The 25,793-nt window shown below is 42.1% G+C and carries 19 protein-coding genes and 3 tRNA genes; 8 read left to right on the top strand and 14 right to left on the bottom strand.

What is annotated here, in order from left to right; translation table 11 throughout:
* Positions 1-219: 219 nt before the first annotated feature.
* Positions 220-543, top strand: coding sequence for a YbjQ family protein (locus tag DN752_RS23845; protein WP_112786286.1), 324 nt, complete (start codon positions 220-222; stop codon positions 541-543).
* Between the two features lie 89 nt (positions 544-632).
* Here DN752_RS23845 and DN752_RS23840 read toward each other — a convergent pair whose 3' ends face one another.
* From DN752_RS23840 to DN752_RS23830, 3 genes are all read right to left on the bottom strand, one after another.
* Entirely contained in the window at positions 633-890 is a 258-nt protein-coding gene (locus DN752_RS23840) for a (2Fe-2S) ferredoxin domain-containing protein (protein ID WP_112786285.1), read from the bottom strand.
* Between the two features lie 6 nt (positions 891-896).
* The gene (locus tag DN752_RS23835; protein WP_112786284.1) at positions 897-2,150 is read right to left on the bottom strand and encodes a DUF819 family protein; all 1,254 of its coding nucleotides are present in this window, start codon (positions 2,148-2,150) and stop codon (positions 897-899) included.
* 104 nt (positions 2,151-2,254) lie between these two features.
* Positions 2,255-2,902: an NUDIX hydrolase gene (locus tag DN752_RS23830; RefSeq protein WP_112786283.1), complete on the bottom strand. Its 648-nt coding sequence runs from the start codon at positions 2,900-2,902 to the stop codon at positions 2,255-2,257.
* 1,262 nt (positions 2,903-4,164) lie between these two features.
* Between DN752_RS23830 and aceK the strand changes: the two genes are divergently transcribed.
* Positions 4,165-5,907, top strand: coding sequence for a bifunctional isocitrate dehydrogenase kinase/phosphatase (gene aceK / locus DN752_RS23820; RefSeq protein ID WP_394337164.1), 1,743 nt, complete (start codon positions 4,165-4,167; stop codon positions 5,905-5,907).
* Between the two features lie 495 nt (positions 5,908-6,402).
* The gene (locus DN752_RS23815) at positions 6,403-7,020 is read left to right on the top strand and encodes a DUF4136 domain-containing protein (protein WP_112786281.1); all 618 of its coding nucleotides are present in this window, start codon (positions 6,403-6,405) and stop codon (positions 7,018-7,020) included.
* 350 nt (positions 7,021-7,370) lie between these two features.
* Here DN752_RS23815 and DN752_RS23810 read toward each other — a convergent pair.
* The 3 genes from DN752_RS23810 to DN752_RS23800 all read right to left on the bottom strand — a co-directional run bounded on the left by DN752_RS23810 (position 7,371) and on the right by DN752_RS23800 (position 9,350).
* Positions 7,371-7,452: transfer RNA gene (locus tag DN752_RS23810), tRNA-Leu, on the bottom strand.
* Positions 7,453-7,623: 171 nt separating this feature from the next.
* Positions 7,624-8,694, bottom strand: a complete 1,071-nt coding sequence (locus tag DN752_RS23805) for an agmatinase family protein (protein ID WP_112786280.1) — start codon at positions 8,692-8,694, stop codon at positions 7,624-7,626.
* Positions 8,695-8,870: 176 nt separating this feature from the next.
* The gene (locus tag DN752_RS23800) at positions 8,871-9,350 is read right to left on the bottom strand and encodes a SixA phosphatase family protein (RefSeq protein ID WP_112786279.1); all 480 of its coding nucleotides are present in this window, start codon (positions 9,348-9,350) and stop codon (positions 8,871-8,873) included.
* A 162-nt stretch (positions 9,351-9,512) separates the two neighbouring features.
* Here DN752_RS23800 and topA point away from each other — a divergent pair, with 162 nt between their 5' ends.
* From topA to DN752_RS23770, 4 genes are all read left to right on the top strand, one after another.
* Complete coding sequence (topA, locus tag DN752_RS23795; protein WP_112786278.1) at positions 9,513-11,834, top strand: type I DNA topoisomerase; 2,322 nt, start codon at positions 9,513-9,515, stop codon at positions 11,832-11,834.
* Between the two features lie 557 nt (positions 11,835-12,391).
* Complete coding sequence (locus DN752_RS23785; protein WP_112786700.1) at positions 12,392-13,081, top strand: SIR2 family NAD-dependent protein deacylase; 690 nt, start codon at positions 12,392-12,394, stop codon at positions 13,079-13,081.
* A gap of 506 nt (positions 13,082-13,587) precedes the next feature.
* Positions 13,588-13,676: transfer RNA gene (locus tag DN752_RS23775), tRNA-Ser, on the top strand.
* 36 nt (positions 13,677-13,712) lie between these two features.
* Positions 13,713-13,787: transfer RNA gene (locus DN752_RS23770), tRNA-Pro, on the top strand.
* A 316-nt stretch (positions 13,788-14,103) separates the two neighbouring features.
* On the opposite strand, the gene DN752_RS23765 is transcribed toward DN752_RS23770, so the two are convergent.
* The 3 genes from DN752_RS23765 to DN752_RS23755 all read right to left on the bottom strand — a co-directional run bounded on the left by DN752_RS23765 (position 14,104) and on the right by DN752_RS23755 (position 16,938).
* Positions 14,104-14,298, bottom strand: coding sequence for a hypothetical protein (locus tag DN752_RS23765; protein WP_112786275.1), 195 nt, complete (start codon positions 14,296-14,298; stop codon positions 14,104-14,106).
* A gap of 174 nt (positions 14,299-14,472) precedes the next feature.
* Positions 14,473-15,519, bottom strand: coding sequence for a glycoside hydrolase family 43 protein (locus DN752_RS23760; RefSeq protein ID WP_112786699.1), 1,047 nt, complete (start codon positions 15,517-15,519; stop codon positions 14,473-14,475).
* Between the two features lie 288 nt (positions 15,520-15,807).
* Positions 15,808-16,938: an endo-1,4-beta-xylanase gene (locus tag DN752_RS23755; RefSeq protein WP_112786274.1), complete on the bottom strand. Its 1,131-nt coding sequence runs from the start codon at positions 16,936-16,938 to the stop codon at positions 15,808-15,810.
* A 489-nt stretch (positions 16,939-17,427) separates the two neighbouring features.
* Here DN752_RS23755 and DN752_RS23750 point away from each other — a divergent pair, with 489 nt between their 5' ends.
* A complete protein-coding gene (locus tag DN752_RS23750) occupies positions 17,428-19,335 on the top strand; it encodes a 7TM-DISM domain-containing protein (RefSeq protein ID WP_245949398.1) in 1,908 nt (635 codons plus the stop codon).
* A gap of 79 nt (positions 19,336-19,414) precedes the next feature.
* Here the strand turns inward: DN752_RS23750 and DN752_RS23745 are convergent, their stop codons facing one another.
* The 5 genes from DN752_RS23745 to DN752_RS23720 form a co-directional block, all read right to left on the bottom strand.
* Complete coding sequence (locus DN752_RS23745) at positions 19,415-19,753, bottom strand: DUF4372 domain-containing protein (protein ID WP_245949397.1); 339 nt, start codon at positions 19,751-19,753, stop codon at positions 19,415-19,417.
* A gap of 115 nt (positions 19,754-19,868) precedes the next feature.
* Positions 19,869-22,169: a nucleoside hydrolase-like domain-containing protein gene (locus tag DN752_RS24800; protein WP_211324093.1), complete on the bottom strand. Its 2,301-nt coding sequence runs from the start codon at positions 22,167-22,169 to the stop codon at positions 19,869-19,871.
* 363 nt (positions 22,170-22,532) lie between these two features.
* Complete coding sequence (locus DN752_RS23730) at positions 22,533-23,471, bottom strand: alpha/beta hydrolase (RefSeq protein WP_112786273.1); 939 nt, start codon at positions 23,469-23,471, stop codon at positions 22,533-22,535.
* Between the two features lie 54 nt (positions 23,472-23,525).
* Entirely contained in the window at positions 23,526-23,825 is a 300-nt protein-coding gene (locus tag DN752_RS23725) for a hypothetical protein (protein ID WP_112786272.1), read from the bottom strand.
* 206 nt (positions 23,826-24,031) lie between these two features.
* Entirely contained in the window at positions 24,032-25,777 is a 1,746-nt protein-coding gene (locus DN752_RS23720) for a glycoside hydrolase family 43 protein (RefSeq protein ID WP_112786271.1), read from the bottom strand.
* Positions 25,778-25,793: the final 16 nt, after the last annotated feature.

The following is a 25,793-nucleotide window of genomic DNA, read 5'->3' as shown; positions in this document are numbered from 1 at the left end:
GGATTATGTACCCAATCTTGGAAGATATTACCAGATCACGCTGTCCTTAATAGTTAAAACCAGTATTTTTTATTTTAATGGTTGATTTAATGAGTTACGAAGTCATGGTGGACACATTGAGATTTACCTTCAAAAGCGCACCTTTTTTCGAATATTTTCTAGTATATTAACTGTCTTGTTTAATTTATCATCTTTCTAACAAACAAAATTATCAATAGCATGATTACGACGACAACACCCTCCGTGGAAGGACATGAAATAAAAAAATACTGTGGAATTGTCACTGGGGAAACCATTATTGGTGCCAATGTGTTCCGGGATTTTTTTGCCAGCATAACGGATATTGTAGGTGGGCGCTCAGGCACCTATGAAAAAGTACTTAAAGAAGCTAAATCAACTTCACTCATGGAAATGGAAATGCAGGCCAAGTCCATGGGAGCAAATGCTGTCGTAGGTGTGGACTTGGATTATGAGACTATCCGTGACGGTATGTTAATGGTGACTGCCAGCGGTACTGCCGTATTCGTAGAACCTAAACAATAGTTTATTTACCCTACTAAAACCAAGGGGCCAATGGACACAAAGCTCCTTTCGTTGGTTATCGAAAGGAGCTTTTTTTGGTGCTTTCATTATTAAGGCTTTCCCAACTGTTTTCCTTCCAGCACCTGATGGATTTTTTCACGGGTTCCTTTCTTGATCACCTCGTTATTGACCACTACAACAGGACCAGTTTTACAAAAATCCATGCATTTGGTCTTGACTATTTTGTATTTTCCTTTGTGGGTATCCAGTCTGGTCAGCTCCTTGACATCCTTCAACAATCCCTTGCAACCGTTCTTTTTACAGTCAGATCCTGTACATACAAATATGAATTTCCGAAACTGTCCCATTGGCCATTAGAGATTGGATACCATTTGTAACAATAATCCACACAAATAAGCTCCGTACGTCCCCACTGCATACCCAAAAACAGCCAATAAAACCCCCACAGGAGCTAATGAAGGGTTAAAAGCCGAAGCTACAATCGGGGCTGATGCTGCACCGCCCACATTTGCCTGGGAGCCTACAGCTACGTAGAAAAATGGTGCCTTGATAAAATAAGCGACCACTAACATAATGACAATATGGAAAAGCATCCAAATACCACCCACCAAAAACAAGGTAGGATTATCCAAAATAGCAAATAAGTCCATTTGCATGCCCACCGTGGCCACCAAAACGTACAGCAATACACTTCCTAAGCGACTTGCTCCTACCCCTTCCAAATTACGCGCACGGGTAAATGATAATACCAGACCACAAGTGGTCGCTATGATCACGATCCAGAAGAAGGGAGAATCCAACGAATATTTTTCCAAGGAGGGATAATTACCACCTATCCACGGAGCGACAATATCTGCCACCCAATGTGCTAGCCCCGTAATGCCAAACCCAACTCCCAATACCATCAATGTATCTGTCATGGAAGGAATACGCATAATGCTTCCGCGATAAGCTTCTACTTTTTCCTGTAGTGCCTGAATGGCTGAGCTGTCCGCCTTAAACAACCGATCAATTCGATCAGGATTGGCTGCCCAATAAAGCAAAAAGGCCAACCATAAATTTGCCATGACCACGTCTACTGCTATGACCTGACTAAACAGCTCTCCACTTGGCTCAAACGTCCGCAACATAGCAGTTTGGTTAGCTCCTCCTCCTATCCAGCTACCCGCAATAGTGGAAAGCCCTCTCCACACCTCATCAGGACCTGCCCCACCCAGCACACTGGGATCAAAGAACCCCACTACCAATAGCGCCAATGGACCTCCCAATATGATCCCCACTGTACCGGCCAAAAACATGGTAAGTGCCTTAGGCCCCAATCTTAAAATGGCCTTAAAATCTATACTTAGGGTCAGCAAAACCAATGAAGCTGGCAACAAATAGCGGGAAGCAATCTGGTACAGCTGCGAAGTTTCACCGGAGATAATCCCTAATGTATTTAATATGGAGGGAAGAAAATAACATAGTAATACCGTAGGCACCACCCTATAGAACTTTTGCCAAAAAGGATGCTTGCTTGCTGCAGTTCCAAAAACAACAGCTAAAATACTTATCAATATACCCAGTACTACGGCATCATTGGTGATCAAGGGAGTGGCTTCCTGCATGAAATATTATTCTTAATAAAGCGAAAGGTAATACAAAAGAAATAAAACCCATTATAAAAAAAAATACCCGCCAATAAGTATCCTATGGATTTTCTTTTCTCCTTCTAGTTAAAGTCATTGATTTTCTTTTCCCAGATCATCATCAATTCAGCTAAGATCATGGCTGTGGCACCCCAGACCACTTCCTTGTCAATGTCAAAATACGGTGCCTGAAGCATAAAATCTCCCCGTACCTTTATGGTCGTTTCCTTACGTATCCTATTGTCCACCAACGTCTTAAAATCACAATGGATAATTCTGGCCACTTCTCTTGGGTCAGGAGTGAATAGGGGCAATTCGTCTACGTAGCCAACAAAAGGTGTTACCAGAAAATTACTTGGTGGAATGTAAAGCCTAGAGAGCTTGCCCAGTAGTTTTACCTTAGTGGCGGGTACACCGATTTCCTCTTCTGTCTCCCGCAAAGCCGTTTCCTCAAGGTTGGCATCCGTAGGTTCTTTTTTTCCACCGGGAAGCGAAACTTGTCCTCCGTGGGTCCCATCATAATCAGGACGTTTGATAAAAGGCACCATACAGTCTTTCCCATTGGGATAGAGCAGGATAAGGACAGCGCCTATGCGTGCATTGTCGATTTGCTCCTGTGCAAATCGGGCTTCATCCATAGGCTTCGGAGCCATCTTGATCTGGCCTGCCTTTCCTGGAAGCGGTGTTTTGATACGCAGAGCCAATTTGTCTATTACTTCCTCCTGTGTCATAGTTTATCTATTCTCAGTGTTGCCATGAGCATACACCTGTATCCCAAAAACGGTTTAAGCGAAAAAGTTAGGGGCTTATGGTTGGTTCTGATAGACCGCAGGTGACGCAGATCAATGTGATTTGCGCTGTTTTTTTATATGGAGGACACTTTCTTCTTGGTTAAACCCGGAATATGCATTAGCCTATCTACGCCACGGCGCACAGGTGTTGCGACCTTAAACTGCTTCAAAATCAGCCGTTTCACTTTAGTTTTCGGCATAACCGTAGCGGTGCTAGGCTAATGCCTCCAAACTAACTGATTTTCTTGCAATTTCAGCTCTCACTACGATTCCTAATGCATAATCCGGGTTAAATTGTAGAGAAATAATAATTCGCAAAGCACTAGAAATTTCTCCTCCCCCAGAAATATTGTTTGGTCCCCAAAACCAGCTTGTTACCCCATTGGATTGACCACCTTTTCATAAAAAAAGGTCCGAACAATGCACGGACCTTTTTTTTACTATCAAACCTATTAAACCTATTGTTGAATTATCCAAAGTACTTGAATAATGTTACGGAAAGGTAAAAAATAATTCTCAATATGCAAACAAACGATTGCAATTGGCTTTACGCTAGCATAATGTACTTTTGAAGTACGATGGTAAAATACAAAATCAACTCATTAACTTTATGTTAATTCCTTACAAAATCTACTGAAATTATAAAAATTCCGCAAAGGAATATGGTCAAAAAAACAAACGAAAATAAAACATCAAATGAGGTTACAATCCCTCAGGGCAAACGCGTTTAGTGTTTTGAAGGGAAACCCTTTTCGTGTAGGCATAGCTATCATCCGTGCCGCTGGCACTCCTTCGGGAGGTAGAGGAGAGTTTAAGCTCCTGCGGATGAATCCGCAGGTTACTAAATTTATCGTGCCGCTGGCACTTTGCCTCGATTTATACATTGGAAACCGCAGTAGCCTATCTTACCGAATGGCGGGATGGGCTGAAAGAATGATTAGTTGATTTGGTTGAGGTTAAACCCCGAATATGTGTTAGCAACTGAGCATCCTGCCTCATCCGCCTTTGGCGGAGGGTCATATAGAAGTTGCAGGTGACCACCTGCACCAAAAATGATTACACACAAAAGGGTAAGTTCCGTAGGAACGGCAGATATAAATGCAAATAGGAACATTTTTTTTAAATGCGTTCGCCCTGTACAATCCTTGGTGATCAGGGAGGTTTATAGAAGTTTTCCTTATATTTAAATGCAGCATAATATTATGAAAAGAACCATAATGGATACATATACCCCGCCATTTGTTGTCAAAGAAATTGTCAATGCGTACATAAAATATATTACAGCCTTTCATGAGCATACCAAACGTGCCCCTATCTACTTTAGGGAGAGAGATTGGGACGGTGTACAGCTGAATCACAGACAGCGGCTCCGTCTTTATAAGGATTGTGTTAATGACGTCGTGCTTTCATGTAAGGAAAAGTATGGAGAGTATCTCAAGAACCGGCAGTTTTGGTTTGAGGTAAAGTCGGTCTTTTCGCAAAAAATCAACGATAGAAAAGACAAAGAACTGGCCGAATCTTTTTATAATTCAGTAATCCGAAAGGCCGTAGTCGATCTTTCTATTGATGAAGAACTGATGTTTGTATTGGAAGGCTATGACAGCTGCGAAATCCATTCACAAGAGCCCCTTTTCTACAATTACCCATCCCACTGGGGAGTACAAAAAATCATCCGTAAAATACTGGAGGACTTTGATTTTCAAGTTCCTTATTACCAAAAAGAAAAAGATGTACAATTTTTGGTCCGAAGTATAAGGGAAGTCATCTTGAGCAGGTATCAGATTACCGATGATACGACCACACAAGTATTGAAACAGGTTTTTTATCGAAACAAAGCAGCCTATCTTATTGGGAGGACATTTTTAGGCGGTAAATGGATGCCATTTATCATTCCTTTTCTCAATGGTCCAAGAGGTATTTATGTGGACACGCTGATTTTTGACCCTAATTTAATGAGTGCCATATTCAGCTATACGCGCTCTTATTTTATGGTGGAAACTGAGATCCCCTCCCAAATCGTTGCTTTTCTCAACTCGGTCATTCGGCATAAGAAAGTTTATGAACTGTATAATGCAATAGGTTTTAATAAACACGGAAAGACGGAATTTTATCGTGATTTTCTCAATCATCTCCACGTCAGCAATGATCAGTTTATTGTAGCTCCGGGGATTAAGGGCATGGTAATGACGGTATTCACCCTCCCCTCCTATAACATTGTTTTTAAGGTCATTAAAGATAATTTTGATCCACCAAAAAACATGACCCGTAAAGAGGTCAAAGAGAAATATAGGTTGGTTTCCTTACATGACCGTGTAGGAAGGATGGCTGACACCCATGAATTTGAGTATTTCCAGATCCCATTGGATCGTGTACATCCGGATCTTTTGGTGGAGCTGCGCAATACCGTAAATTCACTTGTAGAGATAAAAGAAAACACGCTGGTTATCAAACACCTATACACAGAGCGTAGGCTTACCCCACTCAATATGTACTTAGAGACATGCGACCTGGAAGATGCCAAAATCGCCGTCGAAGAATACGGAAATGCCATCTTACAATTAGCAAAAGCCAATATCTTCCCTGGAGATATGATGACCAAGAATTTTGGTGTAACCCGACAAAAAAGGGTGATTTTCTATGATTACGATGAAATCGAGTTTTTGACCAAAATGAACTTTCGGGCCAAACCAAAGCCAGTTACCTTCGATCAGATCTATGCTTCAGAGCCTTGGTACGAAATCGCCAAAAATGATGTTTTTCCTGAAGACTTTAGGAGGTTTATGATAGGAAGATCAGATGTAAAACCCCATTTTCTGGATTTCCATGAGCTACTTTTTGCCCCCAAACACTGGCAAGAAATTCAACATCTAATCGAACAGGGAGAGTTTATCCATGCTTTTCCCTACCCAGAATATATGCGTTTTCGCCCAGAAGAGGAAGTTTAGCCCGGTTGATGAATTAGGCTTTCAGTCTGCGTAAGGAGAGTGACTTTGGACACATTCCCCAAGGCCTTGCTCTCGGGCAAATTGATTATGGGATTTCCCCAATTGTGTCCTCCTATGTGACTATTGTGCTCGTCAAATACGTTAGCTACTATTCGTTTAGAATCCAAGCCCTCTCGCAGTGATGGTGTGTAAAACCAAACTCTGTTTAATACCTGTCTTTTCCCTACATAATAAAAAACACTTCTTTCTGGTGTTATCTTACTATTAATATTTTTAAACTTATTGCATAATTATAAACATTTTTGGCATTTTAGATGGTTTTAAATTTTGATATAACCCGCTAATTCACTAATATTCAGTAGGTAAAATAAACACTACCCAAATAAGCTTTATTTCTCCGACATCAAATAGATTTTTTTCAACTAGTAATTAGAACCAAAACTAAAACTGTTAGTATTTGTCATGGTTTAAATTGAAAATTAAAATTGTTAACAAATGAAAAAAGCTCACCTATGCATCTGTTTGACGCTGTTTTTGTTTACGGCTTGTTTCTCCTCAAAGGATTTTGTGGCAGAATATGATTATGATTACCGTGGAAATTTCAAGAAATACAAAACCTTTGCCTTTATGGAGGACACTGGGACTGATTCGGTAAAGCACATTCCTATCATTGACAAAACCATCGTCTCCCGCCTCAATTCACAGGGCTTTCACCATCAAATAGAACAGCCTGATATCCTTATTTATTATAAACTTTTCATCAATCAAATCCGCTATAGAGGATATGTCCAACCTGACTTTGATAACTGGCTGTCGGCAAGGGGCTTGGAAATATTGAAAGAGGAGCAACTAAAGGAAGAGAAGGAGCTTGAAGAAGATGATGAGGAAGACCGCAAAAAAGGTGAGGATTATGAAAACATCAAATACTATGAAAACGAAGGGATGTTAATCATCTATGTGATAGATTATAAAAAGAACAAAACAATTTGGCAAGGCTATACAGCGGCAGATTTTGATGTTAACTCCCCAAGCATTAACCTTGATCTTACCAGAGCTACTTATAAGGTAATGAACCAATTCCGGTTAGTGACCAATAACTATTCTTTTTACTGATACAGGAGAATAATGCCTACTTCTGCGGTCAAGCGGAAAAGTTGAGGGGCTGATGGAACGCTGATGACGCAGATGATTATGATTTGCGCTGATTTTTTTCTTACACTTGAAAAGCCAATAGGTATAACAAAAGCACTGAAAAGGAGTGACATCCATAGCCATGGGCGACACCCAAGGTGAACATCAAAAGTAATCTCCTGGTTTTAGCGGCAATCACCTTCCTAGCGCTTTATTCCAATAATCAATAGGGAATATTGCTTGCCCCCTTTTCTGCTTGATCCGTAAAGATTTACGAAAAAGCAGCGTGTAAGGCACAAAAAAACCTTTCTGGTTTCAGAAAGGTTTTTTTGTGCGGACGAAAGGACTCGAACCTTCATGCCCGAAGGCACTGCCGCCTGAAGACAGCGCGTCTACCAATTTCGCCACGTCCGCATCTAATACGATATATATCGCCAATTGGGAAGGCAAAGAAATAAACAAAGTTGTTTTTTTGCAATCCTTTTGAAAAAATAATTTTGGCTATATGATTTACCATGGATGGGCTAATTGGTAACCGGCTATGAATAAGGAAGAAATGAATGAACAGCTAAATTTCTGGTCACGCTATTTCCACCATAATTTCTCCTGTGATACCCCCATCAAGTTACTCATTCGATAAAGTATCCGCGCGCCCACATTGCCATCCCATTCGCTTTCATCCTCGGCAGGTGACACTTCCACCAAGTCAAAGCCTATGATTTTACGGCCAGATTTCACAATTAATTTCATCAAATACACGATTTGGTCAATTTCAAAACCGCCAGGGACAGGAGTACCAGTATTAGGACAAAGTTTAGGATCTAAACCATCGATATCGATGGTGATATAGATTTCCCTTGGCAATGAAGCGATGACCTGATCACAAATTGTTCTCCAGGTTTTACCCTCATACAGTTGCTCCTTAAGATGATGATCATAAAAAGTAGTAATCCTATCATCCCCATCTACTCTATCAGCTTCTTCTTCGCAGTAATCCCTTACTCCTACTTGGACCAACTTCTCCACTTGTGGAATCTTAAGGAAATTGTGAGCGATTGAGGCATGGGAATAGCTAAAGCCTTCATAATCTTTTCTCAGGTCAGCATGGGCATCGATCTGAAGTACACCAAAACTGGAATACTTCTCGGATAAGGCCTTAATATAGCCTAATGGAGTACTGTGATCCCCTCCTACCAGTGCCAATAACTTACCTTGGTTAAGGAATTCCTTGGCCGTGGTATAGACCCATTCGTTCATGCTTTCACACGCCTTGTCTATCAATGAAGGTACGGCTCCAAAGCGTTCATTTTCTTCCTTTGGAGCACCTCTTTCGAGCCAATCTATGTAATTGCCTGCCAGTATCCTGTATTTTGTATTATTACTATATAGCTCTTCGGGGATGGGAAGCATATGGATCCCCATGGTCCATGCATCCACGATATCATCTTGGAATAAATCGACTTGGGAAGAAGCTTTCAAAACTGCTTCAGGCCCATTTGCGGTACCAGGTGAATACGACACGGTCACTTCCCAGGGTACAGGTAAAATAATCACCGATGCTGTTTCTTCATCAAATGGCAATCCAAAAATACTTCCTTGCGAAGCTACACCATTGGGATCAAACCCATCAATTACGATTTGTTTCTTTGTAGTCATCTTTATTTTTTATTTCTAGCTTCCAAAACTTGCAGCAAAAATGGCATTCACGAAAGCTGATCATAGTTATAATTTACTTTAAATTTGGTTTTCAGCCAACTGATAAAACAATATTTATGATAATTTTATAAAATAGTATAATCGACCAAAAACTGGTTTGTTTGGAGGGAATAAGCTTATTGAAGTATTTCCACAAGGCTCCCCATTCCTCTATTGAGAGCAATCTCCCATGCATCCACTTGAAATTCCAAAACAGCCATCATCCCGGGAAGCAAACTCACGTGATATTCGCTGGTAAGAAATGAAAGAAGAGCACTTATGCCTGGATTATGGCCGACTACCAATATACTGTTTTTTTCAGGAGAGGTACTTCCCAGTAGGTCAATGATAGTGGTGCTATCAGCAAGGTATAACGCATCATATATACTAGATTCATTGGACTTAAGTCCCTTTAGGATTATTTCGGTGGTTTCACGGGTTCTGACAGCAGGACTGTAAAATACAGTATCACAGACCGTTTTACGTTCCGCCAAAACTTTTGTGAGCCTTTCGAGCTTTAATTTACCGGAAGTAGTTAATTTGCGCCCTCTATCATCTAACTGACCATTGCCATACTCCGCTTCTCCATGTCTTAATAACGTTAGTGTTTTAGTCATTTGGGTAAAGGTTAGATTTAAAAATTATTATAAAATTACTATAAAATAACCGTGCCAAAAGCAATATGAGATGGATTATTATTTGGAGGAGAATATAATCGCTTCTATTTTTGAATTTTGTTGAGGTATAGCACCCGGCACTTCAAGTAAAGTAAAACCATTATGCCAAAAAATCTAGTCATTGTCGAATCTCCGGCCAAGGCCAAAACCATCGAAGGCTACCTAGGAAAAGATTATAAAGTAACATCCAGCTACGGACATGTGCGTGACCTTCCAAAAGGAGACAAGGCTATTGATATAAAAAACCACTTTAAACCAACCTATGAAGTAACTTCCGATAAAAAAGAAGTCATCAAGCAACTCAAGAAAATGGTGAAGGAATCCGAAACCATCTACTTGGCAAGTGATGATGACCGTGAAGGAGAGGCTATTTCATGGCACTTAAAGGAGGTGTTAAAACTGGACAATGAGAAGACCAAACGAATTGTCTTTCGGGAAATCACTAAAAATGCCATCATCAAAGCAATCGAAAACCCGAGGAGCATAGATATTGATCTCGTCAATGCGCAACAGGCCAGGAGAATACTGGACAGGTTAGTAGGATTTGAGCTTTCGCCCGTCCTTTGGAAGAAGGTAAAAGCGGGCCTCTCGGCAGGCAGGGTCCAATCGGTAGCCGTGAGGTTTATCGTGGAGCGGGAGCGTGAAATTGATAAGTTTGAATCTAAGTCATCCTATAAGGTGACGGCTATTTTTGATGTCAATGGCAAGGTGCTCAATGCCGAATTGCCCAGAAAATTCGAAACCCAAGAGGAAGCAGAAGAATTTCTGAAAGCTTGCCTCAGTGCAGAATTTTCCATTAAAAACTTAGAGAAAAAACCTACCAAAAAGACTCCAGCGGCACCCTTTACGACTTCCACCCTTCAGCAGGAAGCGAGTAGGAAGCTGGGTTTTTCTGTAGCCCAGACCATGACCTTGGCCCAGCGACTGTATGAGGCGGGTAAGATCACGTACATGAGAACGGACAGTGTGAACTTGTCCCAAGATGCTATGGAAAGTGCCCAAAACCAGATCATGTCTGCTTTTGGACCGGAATATCATAAATCGCGAAAATACACTTCAAAGTCAGAAGGTGCCCAAGAAGCTCACGAAGCTATCCGGCCGACCAATTTTGCCAACGAAGAAACCTCTGGAGAGAGAAATGAGCAGCGCCTCTATGAACTGATCTGGAAACGGGCTATCGCTTCACAGATGGCTGATGCGCAGTTGGAAAAAACCTTGGTAACTATCGGCATCAGTAATTCTGACCTTACCCTCAGTGCCAGTGGTGAGGTGATTAAATTTGAAGGGTTCTTAAAGGTATATCTTGAAAGTACCGATGATGAAGAAGAGGAAGAAACCAATGGAAACAGAGGACTTTTGCCGCCATTGACCATCGGTCAAGACCTTGATCTTATCGAGATGAAATCCCGCCAGAGCTTTACAAGACCTCCGGCACGCTACACAGAAGCGTCCTTGGTAAAGAAACTTGAGGAAATGGGCATCGGCCGTCCTTCTACTTATGCCCCGACCATATCCACTATCCAAAAGCGGAATTACGTCATCAAGGAATCAAGAGATGGCAAACCCAGGAACTACACGGAGATGGTGATCAAGGACGGAGAATTTAGCAAAGCCGAAAAAACTGAAAACTACGGCTCCGATAAAAACAAGCTATTCCCTACCAATATCGCCATGGTAGTCAACGACTTCTTAGTGGAGCATTTTCCTAATGTAATTGACTATAAATTTACAGCCAAGGTAGAGAAGGAATTTGATGATATAGCGCATGGTGCCCAGCAATGGGACAATATGATCGAAAACTTCTATAGCAAATTCCATAACACGGTCGAAGAAGCCGAAACCGTAGAACGCGCCAATGTAAGTTCATCCAGGGAACTCGGAAAGGACCCCAAAACCGGCAAGCCGATCATTGCCAGATTGGGTAAATTTGGTCCTCTTGTGCAGATTGGCGAACAAGATGATGAGGAAAAGCAATTTGCAAGTCTCAGGAAAGGGCAATTCATTGAAAATATCACCCTAGAAGATGCCTTGGAACTGTTCAAATTGCCTAGGGACGTTGGGATGTTTGAAGACAAAAAGATTGTAGCGGCCATTGGTCGTTTTGGGCCTTATGTACGCCATGACGGTAAATTTGTATCTTTAGGCAAAGAATATGATCCGCTAAGTATCACCGAAGAAGAGGCTATCCTGCTCATCAAGGACAAGCGGGAAGCCGATGCCAAGAAGCACATCAAGACATTTGAGGAAAACCCAGAGATTCAAATCCTCAATGGACGGTGGGGACCATATATCAAATTTGCCAAGAATAATTTTAAGATCCCCAAGGATAAGGTAGCGGAAGATCTCAGCTATGAAGAAACTATTGAAATCATAGAAAACCAGCCTGAAAAGAAAAAAGGCAGGTACGCTAAAAAGAAAAAGTAAAAAAAGCCGGATCAGTCTCGATCCGGCTTTTTTGTTTTAACCCGGGTTAAGTCCATATTATTTCGCCCCCCTTTCATTTCTGTACCAAAAACCACCTGAGTTGGATCTTAACATTGGCCGAGGGTCAACAGCTTGTTTTATGCAAGTTTGCCGTGTTATTTTTTGGTGCTTTATCACCAAAATAAGTAACTTAAAAAGCCATGAGGATGTTAAACCCGGAATATGCATTAGCCTATCTACGCCACGGCGCACAGGTGTTGCGACCTTAAACTGCTTCAAAATCAGCCGTTTCACTTTGGTTTTCGGCATAACCGTAGCGGTGCTACGCTAATGCCTCCAAACTAACTGATTTTCTTGCAATTTCAGCTCTCACTACGATTCCTAACGCATAATCCGGGTTAAACCCGAAATATGTATTAGCCATAAATCGGGTAAAAGCCTCAGTTTTTGATGGCAGATAGTCCATTTCTTAAGGAAGCCCAATAACCTAATGAATAAGCTGAATAGAGTAGCTATTCTAATGGATGAATAAAAGAACCACGGAAGACGTATTATTTATGGCAAAAAAGAAATTGGTAGTATTGACAGGAGCTGGTATATCCGCAGAAAGCGGTATCAAGACCTTTAGGGACAGTAACGGGCTTTGGGAGGGACATGATGTGATGGAAGTCGCTACTCAGGAAGGTTGGCAAAAGAACAAAGAACTGGTACTTGATTTTTATAACCAGCGAAGAAAACAAGCCATGGAAGTAAAGCCAAATGGAGCCCATTATGGATTAGCAAAGCTCGAAAAAGATTTTGATGTCACCATCGTCACCCAAAATGTGGACAACTTGCACGAACGTGCCGGATCATCCAATGTCATCCACCTGCATGGTGAACTGTTCAAATCCCAAAGTACCTTTGACCCTTCATTGATCTATGATGTTGACCACTGGGAAATAAAGATAGGCGATAAATGTGAAAAAGGGAGCCAATTAAGACCCTTTATCGTTTGGTTTGGAGAGATGGTGCCGATGATGGATACCGCCACAAGAGCAGCTCAGGAAGCTGATATTTTTGCGGTAATAGGTACATCCATGCTAGTATACCCTGCTGCCGGCCTGATTCAATACACCTCCAAAGACATTCCAAAGTATATCATAGACGTCAAAATCCCAGATATAGGCCATGTCCACAATTTAATTACCATTGAAGATATTGCCAGTTCAGGCGTAAGTAAATTCATGTCAATGATTAAACCATAAGTTGTAAAGGATGTGGGCTACAGACAAAACCTTCCTCTCTCTGGAGGCTAGGGATTTTTGTAAAATCCGACCATTCTCCTTTCTGCGAAAAAGGAAAAAACATCCATAGTAAAAAAAGAACCTTCTCTACTTCCATTAAACCCGGAATATGCATTAGCCTATCTGTTGCGACCTTAAACTGCTTCAAAATCAGCCGTTTCACTTTAGTTTTCGGCATAACCGTAGCGGTGCTACGCTAATGCCTCCAAACTAACTGATTTTCTTGCAATTTCAGCTCTCACTACGATTCCTAATGCATAATCTGGGTTAAAAAAAATCGATATGCATTTTTTTCATAAAAAAGATTATAATTTTTTCTTATTGAATGACAGAAACTTAAGTCTTCAAGGTATAAAAACATTCAAAATATCCCATTATTTTGGATTATGGGGTTTGCTTTAGTGAGAAATTATCCTTTATATTTGCAACGCCTTTAGGGAAAACAGCACATGTTTTAAGGGCAATTTAGAGAGTTGGGTGAGTGGCTTAAACCAGCAGTTTGCTAAACTGTCGTACGGGTCAAACCGTACCGGGGGTTCGAATCCCCCACTCTCTACAAAGGATTCTGAATAGGATCCTTTTTTTAATATCTCGGGGTGTAGCGTAGCCCGGTCATCGCGCCTCGTTTGGGACGAGGAGGTCGCAGGTTCGAATCCTGCCACCCCGACAAAAGTGGATACAATTACCACCAAAACCCTTCAGATCGTATGATTTGAAGGGTTTTTTGTTTTTTATATAGCAAAAAACCTCATGCAATTCCAAAGAAAATGGGACCTATTCGAGATCAAGCAGAAGAGCTGGGGGACTGATGGAACGCTGATGACGCAGATGATTATGATTTGCGCTGATTTTTCGTTTATATTGGAATAGACAAGTAGCAAAAAAAGCCTTGAAAGGGCGTAACACCCATGGGCAACGCCCATGATAAACATCAAAAATAATCTCATTGTTTTAGCTCCATTACTTTCCTAGCGCTTTACTATTTACGAGGTCAGGCCATGCGCCTGCACGATGTGGTGAAGCTGGTCATAGCTGTTCACGATGGCCTGTATGCGCTCGTCCCCCTCCAATCCCGGCATGTCAGTCGCCATCCGGCCGATATTGCCGGTGCTGTCTCCTTGTCCATGATACCGATTCCATAGCTGGTCCCACTGGCCGGGAAGGATATAATCTGCCACTCCAACTCATTTGAAAACTTTTTCGACGACCAAGTAAAAAAACCAGGAAGGACTCCCTCCTGGCTTTCGTGATTAATAAACCCCTAATATGAACGTAGCACTTTAGCGGGTGCGCTCCATATTAATTTTGTTCGACACACTTACCCTACCTCGGTAAATCATCCATGACAAACGTTATCCACCCATAGGGTCTATTGTCGCAATACTTCCATCATCCTGATGCTCCAACGGTGTCATTTTGATATTCCTCAAATGGGTCTTTCCAGACAATTGGGTGTCATGATAGAACAGGTACCACTGACCTTCTACTTTCACTATGGAATGGTGATTGGTCCATCCCTGGACGGGCTCCAATAATACTCCTTGATAGGTAAATGGACCATAAGGACTGCTTCCTGTTGCATAAACGATATTATGCGTATCTCCTGTAGAATAGGAAAAATAATAGGTTCCAGCATGCTTGTGCACCCATGCTGCTTCAAAAAACCTCCGATCATGGTCTCCCGCCACAATAGGTTCTCCGCTTTTGTCCAAAATAATCACATCTCGTGGTTCTTCAGAAAACTCCACCATGTTATTGGCCAGTCTAGCCACCTTAGGAGCAATCGCTGGCTGATGATCTTCAGGTTCATCTGCATAGGGGCTGTCACTGGTGGAGAGATATTTCCCTGTTCTCCATTTTTGGAGCTGACCTCCCCAAATTCCTCCCCAATACATATAATGCTCCCCTTGGTCATCCATAAATACGGCAGGATCAATACTAAAGCTACCTGATATAGGCTTGTCCATAGGCTCAAAAGGGCCACTAGGGCTGGTGGAGACAGCAACACCAATTCTAAAAATATCGGCCGTATCCTTAGCGGGAAAATACAGGAAATACTTCCCGTCCTTTTCGGCTGCATCCGGAGCCCACATTTGCCTTTTGGCCCATTTTACCTCCTTCACATCCAGCACCTTACCATGATCCACTACCGCTGCTGAGGGACTTTCCATAGAATAAACATGGTAATCTTGCATGTTAAAATGCCCGCCAGTATCGTCTTCTTCTACTTCTGAAGCGACATCGTGAGAAGGATAGATGAATAGTTTACCTTCAAATACGTGAGCGGATGGATCCGCAGTATAAGACGAATGTATCAGCGGTTCATTAAGGTAGGTCACCTCCGTAGAATCCACTTTATTCTGTGTACCCTGTTTGACAGGTTTGTTATTGCAAGCCATCACCGTGGCAGCTATCACGCCAATGTATGGAACCTGTTTAAATAGAATTTTAAGTATAAAAGGCTTACTGGGAATGAAACAATAATTTGATTTTATCATGATATATTATAATAAATTTTAAATTCCACTCTTAAATCACTTATTATTAAAATTGCGCTTGCGGAAATTATTTCAATGGATCTATTGCGGACCAATTGTCCAGCATAAGTTCCCTGCTTAATCAAACTGATTTTTTTGTTCTCCTGAAAAGAGCAATGGGATTGAAAAACCTGTTGGATTGGCACTTTTTTAGGGGTTTTCCTTCAGGTCTACCAATATATCTAAAAGGTAATTTTTCAACCCGTAGTCTTCATCAAAAAGCAACGGATAAGCCGTCCTGCCTGGAATTGGCCAATTGTTCAGCCAACTGTCCTGGTCCCTTACGCCCCAAAAGGTCACCCTGTCTATATGGTCTCTATATTTCAAGAACAACCTGAAAATATCCCGGTACCTATTGGCCAACTTTTCTTTCAACTCATTGGGTAAACCATTTTTATAGGGGTCATATTGGGCTTCATAGGGAAAGTTGGCATCTATATCAGCACCTTGGCGACCACTGGGGTTGGGCAATACGTCGATATCAAGTTCTGTTATGGAAATGTTAAATCCATGATCCACAATTTTCTCGATAGTCTCCTTCAGCTGATCCAAGGTTGGGTACTCCAAGCCCAAATGGCATTGCATGCCAATACCATGAATGTTGATTCCCTCATCACGCATTTTCGAAGTAAAAGCCAAGATGCCATCAGTCTTCTTTGGTTTCCAAACATTATAATCATTATAGTACAATTCCGCCTTCGGATCTGTTTCATGTGCAGTTTGGAAGGCCAATTTGATAAAGTCTTCCCCCAAAACATTGAACCAGGTGGATTGTCTAAATTGACCATCATCTGTAAATGCCTCATTGACCACATCCCATGTGTCAATCCTTCCTTTATAGCGGCCCATCACCACTTGGATATGGTTTTCCATGAGGGAAGACAGCTCCTCTTTTGACCTGACCGTCCCATCTTCATGCTGAAAAACCCACTGAGGTGTTTGTTTGTGCCACACCAGCGTATGGCCTACCAAATGGCAATCCAGCCCTTCTCCCATTTCCACGTATCGGTCAGCAAGATCAAAATTGAATCGTTCAGGTTCTGGGTGGATGCTTTGCCATTTCAATAAATTCTCAGGACTGAGGCTATTGAAATTACTTCTGAGTGGTACCATCAGCTCTTTGGTTTGACTTTGGACATCACGACCGGATAATGCCGCTCCGATATAAAAATCACTGGTAAACAAATCCTTGATCCCAGGTGGATGGTCTAAATTGAACAGGGACAAAAAGATGCCATACCATATGACGGACATCGAGATAGGGATAGTATATATTTTCATTATCAAAATAGGTTGTTTCGGGCATATGCTCTTTTAATCAGGATAGCCCTTCTTAAGCATGATCAAATATACTTTCTCGCCAGCTTATAATAAAACCCACTAAACCGTTACAAAACACTCATTTCCAGTATTTTACAATTTTAAAATCGTTTACATGAAGGAAAAATAGCCTTCTATCATGCTATCATTGGCCGCTCTGGCCTAGCCCTAAAAAGGAAAAATGTGAATAAAGACCACGGATAAGACAGATAAAGCGACCCATCGCCATTGCGGATAAATCAAACAACTGATTATTAACACTTTAAAAATAGAACCACCTCAATAAAACCGATCCGCTCAAACTGAGCTGCCTTTTTCACCCGGCTCCAAATTGCCTTTTTAAGCTTAGTTGCTAGGATTTTTTTACCTAAAGGCAAAATAACATAGGTAGAAATAGTAGATATCATTATATTCAATACCAATTTCTTTAATCAACCCAGCACAATAACCGTGATTAGACTACTCACTCATTTTCTATGGATATTTCTACTATCGTTTTCACTGGTATCCGCAAATGCAGTTGCCCAAGAACCATCAGTGATTGATTTGCAAGAGGATTCCAAATGGATTCCTGAAATCATTCAACGTCTTGATTTTTTCGTCGACACCACCAATACCCTGGATATCAAAAAGGTAGCCTCTGCTGCTTTTCAAGAAAAGTTCAGGCAAATATCGGATCCCCATATTGTCTATGAGAACATTGCTGATTTTATTTGGATACGGATGACAGTGGCCAATCACCAACAGAACGACCATTACAGTTGGTATTTCGAATCATGGGGATACGACCTTGATGAGATCACCTTTTTTTCTCCACAAGGGGACAAGGGCTATTTCCCGATGAAAGCAGGCTACGACTACCCCTTTGGAGACCGGGATATCCTGCATAAAAACTTCAATTATTTTCTCAACATCCGTCCCGGGGAGACTAAAACCTACTATATAAAAATCCGGAGAAGCTACCCATTGACCTTTTCGTTTCATCTTCGCACCAATGATGAATTTATTACCCATTCCCTTAATGAATACTTCTTTTTGGGGCTCTATTATGGCATTTTGCTGCTCATTCTCACCCTTCACCTATACCTGGTGGTAAAGTTAAAGAAGAACCTCTACCTGTTCTCCTCTATTTTGATTTTTTCCAGCATTTGGTTTTCTCTGGGCAGGGACGGCTTAGGTTTTCAATACCTCTGGCCATCAGTCCCTAGTATAAACACTATCACCAATTTCAGTAGCCTAACTGAGTTATTTGTCATTATCTCCACCTTGCTGTTCTCTTATTTCTTTGTCAAAAAATACAAGGAAAACCCAAAACTCAGATCGCTGACGTTGGCGGCCATTGCCATCATGGTGGGCATGTTCTTAAACCAAAACTACGGACTGGTCATGGATGCCATACCGTATATGATCATTTCCTTTTTGATTTTATTGGTACCGTTCACCGTTGGCCTAAGATCACTTCTTTCCATAGGCAGGTTTTCACTGTCCTACACGTTGGCCTATGTTTGCCTTTTCCTGATCATTGCCCATAGTTATACCCGTGCCTTCGCCCTGTTTAATGACCCCATATTGAACTGGTATTTTGTCCACCCGGTCATCATTGTTGAAATGGTCCTTTTTTCACTTTCCATCCTTAACCAGATCAAGTATTTACAGGAGGAGTATAAAAAGGCCAACTTGGAAAAAACGACTGCTCTGGAAGAAAAAAACCGGGTTACTTATGAAATGAACAACAAGCTCCATCAAAAGGTAAAAGAGCGAACAGAAGAAATCGAGAACATGGCCTCTGACCTTGCCCAAAAGAATGTCACCCTCCAGACCACCAACCTCAAGCTTGAAGAACTGAATACACAGATTTCGAATATCAACCAATACTTAAAAGAAAACAACGATAAGCTTCGTAACAATGTGGAAGAAATCACCAAGGACATGGCCTTGATGAAAGGTTTTGAATTTGAGGATTTCAAAAAAGTTTTTCCAGACAAAGAGACTTGTCTGAAGTTCCTATCCGAACTAAAATGGCAACAAAAATTCATCTGCAAAAAGTGTGGCTACAATAAATCCACCGAAAGCAGGAACCATGGACGCAGGTGCAAAAACTGTAATTATTATGAATCCCCTACCGCAGACACCTTGTTCCATAAACTAAAATTTCCGATCGAAAAGGCCTTTTATATCCTTTATCTCTCCAATAGAAAGGATGTAGAGCTTACCCTAAACGAACTATCGGGAATCTTGGACCTAAGGAGGGAAACCTGTTGGGCATTCAAGAACAAAATTGCCCTGGCCATGGATAAAGTTGGGCACAATAAAGAACTCAGCGGTTGGGAAACCCTGGCTTTGGTCCATCTGGAGTAATAGCACCGGTACCTCTTCCTTGCATTCTAGGGATTTCTACTAAAACGCTGGGTGCCATACATCATTGTCCCCTCCAAATTTAATTGGGACAATGATGTACTAAACTTCCCAGCAGGGAATAGCAAATGTCCCTGAACAGGTCCCAATCCCTTCCTTTGTTCTGATAGCTGATACTTGATTTGGAGGGGGCTCTGGCCATGCCAAGATGGTTAAGGTTCCCAGTGGCAGACCGGAGTCCGTTGGAAATCTCCCTTACCGAGGTGCTCTTGGCAAAATGGCAGAACAACATCGAGAAAAGGTGCGTCCAGCTGTCAAATCCCTTGCAGCCCTTATCGGTTTGCTTTTCCTTGACCAACTTCTTGAAAATTGATAGGTCTATCTTTTTAATAATCTGTGAAAACAATGTAATATTAAACATGAGAGGTTCGTGTTTTTTGGTGCAAACCCAAATAACTATTTTGGGCAAAAAATAGAACCTCTCATTTTTTATTTAGGACGCTATTTAAATTAAGTCAATTTATTATAGCTATTCGTCATTTACTTGGCTTTACATTTAAAATCAATCGGCGATAGGCATACAGGTTTGGTTCTCCTTCATCATATACTTCCAAAATAATATGAATACTTTTTCCTTTTGCATCTAGGGGGATTTCCAAATCAGTTTTTAAAGAAGTATGATTTTTTATGGTTAGAGCCCCTTTGTAGGAGCCTGCTTCCTTATAAAAGGACCATTTATAATGCAGACCGTCACCATCAGGATCACTGGAACCAGCTGCATTCAATGTTATGGTTGTACCTGCGGCAACTGTCCTATAAAGTACCTTTCTGGTCTTATCGCCATCCAGCACGACAATGGGATGGTGGTTTGCATCTTGGTAGTTACTGGTAATACTCCAATCCATGCGTGCAGCAAAATCGTTATTGTAGCCATTGCTCCATCTCTTTATGGCCTGAACACCTTCTTCTGTATTTCCATACATATAATATGGGTCAAATGTTGATTCTGCATGTTCATCAATTTTAGCCACTTCCGACATGCTTCGTATCCCTTCCACTTTATCAAAGCTAAAACGGCCTCCCCACCCTCCTTGGTCAATTATTTCAGGGTCGTTTAATCCATTGGGATAAACATGCATGAAAGCCGGCGTATCTCCTTCTGGAGCATATTTCGTATCGGGATACACAGCGCCTAAGGCACCTTTTTTCTGGATTTGTTCGCGATAATAATCACTGTTTTTTTGGGGTAGCCAGCCATACACACCCGTTGCTCGGATATAGAAAACACCAGGGAAGTTCTTTGCAATCCATGCTCCGGCATCATCCTGTCCTAAAATATCGAATAACCTTAGTTTACTTAAGAATTTTGTCAGTTCTTCAGATGAACGTGTCTCACGCACTTTCCGAATAGCCTGAGCGACATTATTCATTCCACCCCATCCCATTACCCAAACAGGGCGAGGATCATCTTTATCTACGGATGCAATAATCAGTTCAGACCCTGGACTGTCTTTCCCTGTTCCTACATCACTCATTCCATACCCCGTTTGCCCCATAACTGAAATGGATTTTAAATATTTAGGTTGTGGGTATCCTTCAGCATGAACAGTAAGGTTTGAATAGACCTCACCATAAGCCTCTATAATCTTGTCCAGCATTTTGGTGTTGCTCTGTGTTTTCTTCCAACAACCAGTTGAAACAATTAACCCCTCTATATCAAACTCGTTGGAACAAATCAATTGCCTCACCATTGATTGCTCATCATCGGGATCGGCTCCCAGGTCTGTGGTATTGATAATACGTGGCTTCATCATACTTTTTTCTGATTTTAAAACAGTACACCTGTCTGCCCGTTCTTTAAATTCCCTTTGAAAATCTCTGCGCCATATTGATATACTGTTTTTTCCAGGGCCATCCACGAAATGGTTGGAATCTTCTTTGCGAACGTATTGTCCCCCCCAACTAGGCTGTGTCGGATCTTCGGGATTATTGATGCCCCGATTTGCACTAACCAAATAAAGGAAAGCTGGAGAGTCTCCTTCACAAACACCGGTACTTCCTATTCCTTCATGAGGGTAAACATCGCAAAGTGGACCGTGATTAAAACGGATATGTTGGTTCACCCAAGCAAGATCTGACAATGGGTCATTTCCACCGAACATTCCCTGATAGGTTTTTTCAGACGCTATAATGAACAAATCTGGAAATTCATTCATTAGCCATTTATGCGTGGCGTCTTGACATCCAATCAGAAAAACCCTAAGCTTACTGATAAAAACCTCTAACTCTTCTTCACTGCGCGTATTCTTCACCTTCCAAACCGCCTGAGCGACCTCCCTTGGACCACCCCAAACACCAATCCACAACGGACGTTTATCAGGCTTATCGACAGCAGTTATAATCGCATTGGAAGCTTCACTATCCAACCCTTCCCCGATAATATCTGTATAATCTTGTTTTCCACATCCCCATTTAATATTAAGTCCGTGGTTATTCCCCTTACCCTCGTATGTAACAGAGCGTAGATAGTCAGCGGTGGGGTAATCTGGGTCATATGATTTCAGGTTATCATAAACCTTTTCATACTCATCAATGACCTCCAACATATTGTTTTTGTCCGCTATCATGGCAAAGGTTCCCGCCGTTACAGCCAAACCCTCTACGTCGAATTCATTGGAATAAAGTAGAAAACGAACAATAGACTGCATATCATCTGGATCACTTTTCTGGGTGTTAGGAACATCATCGCCACCTTTTACCACACCTATTGGAGGAAAGTCCGACAGCACCATTACTCTGAATTTTCCCTTTGTTTTCGGTGTCTTTTCTTTTGCCAAAAGAAAAGACACCGAAAACAAAAGAGCCATTAAAAGTGCAAATATAAATTTAGTTTTTGTCCACATTTTAACTCATTTATTAGTTATTGATCAAGTTTTATTTATTCGGAAAGGAGACTTTACTTTTTACTGATGCGAACGGTAAATTATCCTGTTATATGTGTTATCTGAATTCCACCCACTCAACTGTCTCTACAAATCCAGCGTGTTACGGATGCCTTCCTCAAAAGTTCCTACAAACCAATGCCCCTGCATCCCGATGCTATTGATAAGGATATTGTTCTCTTTTTAGCCTTTTGACCAATTCAAATAACTTCTCCTTTTTCCAGCCAAAAACAAGTCTCCGTCTCTGGTTTTCAGTTTTCACCTGTCCTCCCCCTTCAGAAAGCCATTCACATCCAACCAGTATATAAAAGCCTCAAACCAACGGTTGCTGGTACGATCGGGGTTTCCTAGCCCAAAACCATGACCTCCATTTTGGTAAAGGTGAAATTCTACCGGTATACCCGCTTCATACCAGGAGCGGATCACACCAAATTGCCCGTTGAACAGAAAATCATCACTGGCAATTACATTGAACATGGGTGGTGCATTCTTTGGCACCTCTACTTCTCCCATCCCCCCATAGATCGGGCCGATAAATGCCAAATCCATGGTCTCTGAGTTGAGTGTGCTGTGCATGGTAAGTCCGGCTCCTGCCGAAAAGCCGATCATGCCTATCCTGTCTGTGTCTACTCCCCACTCTTCGGCGCGCTCAACAATCATGGCATAGGCGGCTTCTGCATCTTCGAGTTGATCAGACAGGCCCCTGCGAGGTCGGGGACGATCTTCTCCGTCTTGTGTCGATTTGGATGCTTCGTCAAAGGTGCTATTCATGGAATTGCTGAAATCCTCCAAAGACTCTGGGGTCGGGTGCAGCCTGTATTTGAGCACAAATGCCGTGATCCCCTGCTCAGCAAGGGCTTCTGCCACTTCCCAGCCTTCATTACCCAAGGAAAGCCATCTAAAGCCTCCCCCCGGGGCTACGATCACTGTAGTACCGTTAGCCTTGCCGGGTTCGGGTAAGAAAGGGGTCAGGGTGGCGGTACTGATATTTCTGGCCATCGGGTCGCCCCATTGACGAAACCAGCTCTCCGGAGCAGGTTGGTCTTCTACACCTCCTGTACCCAGTGGGATGGCATTGGGTTCCTCTGGGTTGTCAAGTGGATACATCGTGCCATCCTGCGCCATGGTAGCTTTCACACCAAAGAACAGAACTCCTGCAAGGACAGTTTTAGCGAGGGTTTTCATTAGATATAACATCATTTGGTTATTTAAATAGGTTAAAATTATTCTTGTATATCATAGGACGCGGCCTCATAAAAGGGGGACTTTCCAAGTCCCTTCCATTGGGCCAGTAGACCAATTCTTGCTTATCCCCACTCCTTCCAGCAATTCCTCCACTTGCATATTCCACTGGATAAAAGCCCAATCAACCTTCACCGAAACACTGCCACCACTGGTAGGTCCACCTGCAGACAACGTTACCGTGTCCCATTTGAGCAGGGCTGCTTTGTGCACTTTGTCAGCATCCTCCACACAGGACAGCATCCATAAAGAAGCGAGGACATAAAGTCCCCACCTCTTCAGGTTGATAGGTTTGAATAGGTATTTCATATGTTTATATAAGTTTTTCAGCGGTCATATGGCATCTCGCATGGTTGATAATCGTCCCTCTGTGTGATATTCTTCGTTATGTTCGATTTCATGGCTTAGGGTAAATTGCTTTTTTATTGGCAAGTCAACCTTCTAGATTTGGAAATGCAGCCTACTGAAATAGTGAAACTTGAAACATCCAAAGCATGGAAGGTTTATAGAAATTCCTATTCCGAAACAGGTAATGCATCATTGGCTTTCGTAGCATAAAGGCCGATCATATTACCCGTAAATCCACCTGCCACATTGGTGGACAGAATATCCCCGGACACCGTTCCGCCCAGGTGTTGGTAATCCGTCCCGTTGGTGGAATAGCTGAACTCAAAATCATCTCCATTAGCACTTACTCTCAGTGACACCGGATTTTCAAGGTCAATCTCCGTACTTGCCAAGATTTCAGATTTAACTTCCCGGTTTCTTCCTCTGCCCTCTGCTTCGGTCCTCTCCAACAGCAGGAAATTTTTCTTTCCTACTTTGGTTATACCAAACACATAATTGAAGGCCTCGCTCTGCACACAGGTCAAGCCCGCCAAGTCCTTTTCCGATTGGGGCTGATATTCCATGGTGGTGGTGAAAGAGAAATTCTTGTGTTGCTGTCTATGAAAGAGCGTAGAAGTAGGTTTGACCTCTTTGATATTACTGTCAAAAGGTGTGATCTGCAGGCCGTCTTTGGTTTTGGCAATAAAGGCTTCCCTTGGGCCTCTCAACCCGATCCAACGATAGTCCAGTTTTTCGGAAGTAAAATCTTCTGTGAAAGTAAAGTTGCCATTTGGGAAAAAACCTTCCTGTCCGGTTTTGTTCTCCATGCCAGCGGGCATTTTCAGTTTGGGCTCCATAGGCACCAATCCGTTTTCAAAAACGGGAAACTCACCGGACCAATCTACTGGTAAGATAAAGGTTTCCCGACCGGTGTTTACCCGATTTTTTTCATTGGGGCGAATGCCCAAGAAAACGCCGTAATATTTGCCATCAGGTCCTAGCGTCAAATCCGCATGACCCGCCCAGTCCACTTTGTTTTGACGGTCCTGCGATAAATGCCGCTGACTCAAAATCGGGTTGCTTGGTGCAGGCTTGTACGGCCCTTTGGGATCATCACTTACAAAGATCACTTCACTGTGCCAACCACCGGTACCACCTTCCGCACACATCAAATAGTATTTATTGTTCTTCCTGTAAATATGGGGAGCTTCAATCCATATAGGCTTTTTGGCCAAGTCCACACCTCCATTTACAATTACTTTGTCCGTCCCGGCAATGACCTGGTCTTTTTCCAAATCATACTCCCAAACTTTGATTACCCGGTGGCCGGTATACAATTCCTCTCCCTGTGCCGGCGCATCATTGTGTACCACGTAAGCCTTGCCATCATCATCAAAGAATATAGCGGGGTCAATACCTTGAAAATTCAATTTATACGGCTCACTCCAGCCTTTCTTGGGGTCTTTGGTTTTGACCACGAAATTCCCCAGCCCTCCGGCAAATGCGGTAGTGATCATATAGAATGTGTCATTGTAGGGATTATAGCGGATGTCTGGGGCATACACTCCTTCACTTATCCCCGTATCATGTACATCCAACTGGGACGTCCTGTCCAGCACATGACCGATCTGGGTCCAGTTTACCAAATCATTAGAATGAAATATCGGTACTCCAGGGAACATAGCAAAGGAGCTACAGACCATATAATAATCATCTCCCTTTCTGGTAATGGCCGGGTCAGGGTAACAGCCCTGAAGGATGGGATTATAAAATTCATCTGATTCAAGTGGGTTTTCTTCATATACCCGATCATTCCCCTGATAAGTCACCTTGGTAAACAACGGGTTGCCGTTAGTGTTTTGCCTGGCCAAAACTTGGTTGGAGACGAAAACCGTCCATAAAAACGCCAATAGGATAATAGGTTGATTTTTCATTTTTATTGTCTTAAGA

Source organism: Echinicola strongylocentroti (genome assembly GCF_003260975.1).
Lineage (GTDB): Bacteria > Bacteroidota > Bacteroidia > Cytophagales > Cyclobacteriaceae > Echinicola > Echinicola strongylocentroti.
Note: the sequence above shows the minus strand (reverse complement) of the source record. Positions and strands in the feature narration are given on the sequence as shown.

Coding starts and splice junctions, on each gene's coding strand:
- DN752_RS23845 (WP_112786286.1), top strand. CDS start 220: ATGATTACGACGACAACACCCTCCGTGGAAGGACATGAAATAAAAAAA.
- DN752_RS23840 (WP_112786285.1), bottom strand. CDS start 890: ATGGGACAGTTTCGGAAATTCATATTTGTATGTACAGGATCTGACTGT.
- DN752_RS23835 (WP_112786284.1), bottom strand. CDS start 2,150: ATGCAGGAAGCCACTCCCTTGATCACCAATGATGCCGTAGTACTGGGT.
- DN752_RS23830 (WP_112786283.1), bottom strand. CDS start 2,902: ATGACACAGGAGGAAGTAATAGACAAATTGGCTCTGCGTATCAAAACA.
- aceK (WP_394337164.1), top strand. CDS start 4,165: ATGAAAAGAACCATAATGGATACATATACCCCGCCATTTGTTGTCAAA.
- DN752_RS23815 (WP_112786281.1), top strand. CDS start 6,403: ATGAAAAAAGCTCACCTATGCATCTGTTTGACGCTGTTTTTGTTTACG.
- DN752_RS23805 (WP_112786280.1), bottom strand. CDS start 8,694: ATGACTACAAAGAAACAAATCGTAATTGATGGGTTTGATCCCAATGGT.
- DN752_RS23800 (WP_112786279.1), bottom strand. CDS start 9,350: ATGACTAAAACACTAACGTTATTAAGACATGGAGAAGCGGAGTATGGC.
- topA (WP_112786278.1), top strand. CDS start 9,513: ATGCCAAAAAATCTAGTCATTGTCGAATCTCCGGCCAAGGCCAAAACC.
- DN752_RS23785 (WP_112786700.1), top strand. CDS start 12,392: ATGGCAAAAAAGAAATTGGTAGTATTGACAGGAGCTGGTATATCCGCA.
- DN752_RS23760 (WP_112786699.1), bottom strand. CDS start 15,519: ATGGCTTGCAATAACAAACCTGTCAAACAGGGTACACAGAATAAAGTG.
- DN752_RS23755 (WP_112786274.1), bottom strand. CDS start 16,938: ATGAAAATATATACTATCCCTATCTCGATGTCCGTCATATGGTATGGC.
- DN752_RS23745 (WP_245949397.1), bottom strand. CDS start 19,753: ATGTTTAATATTACATTGTTTTCACAGATTATTAAAAAGATAGACCTA.
- DN752_RS23730 (WP_112786273.1), bottom strand. CDS start 23,471: ATGTTATATCTAATGAAAACCCTCGCTAAAACTGTCCTTGCAGGAGTT.
- DN752_RS23725 (WP_112786272.1), bottom strand. CDS start 23,825: ATGAAATACCTATTCAAACCTATCAACCTGAAGAGGTGGGGACTTTAT.
- DN752_RS23720 (WP_112786271.1), bottom strand. CDS start 25,777: ATGAAAAATCAACCTATTATCCTATTGGCGTTTTTATGGACGGTTTTC.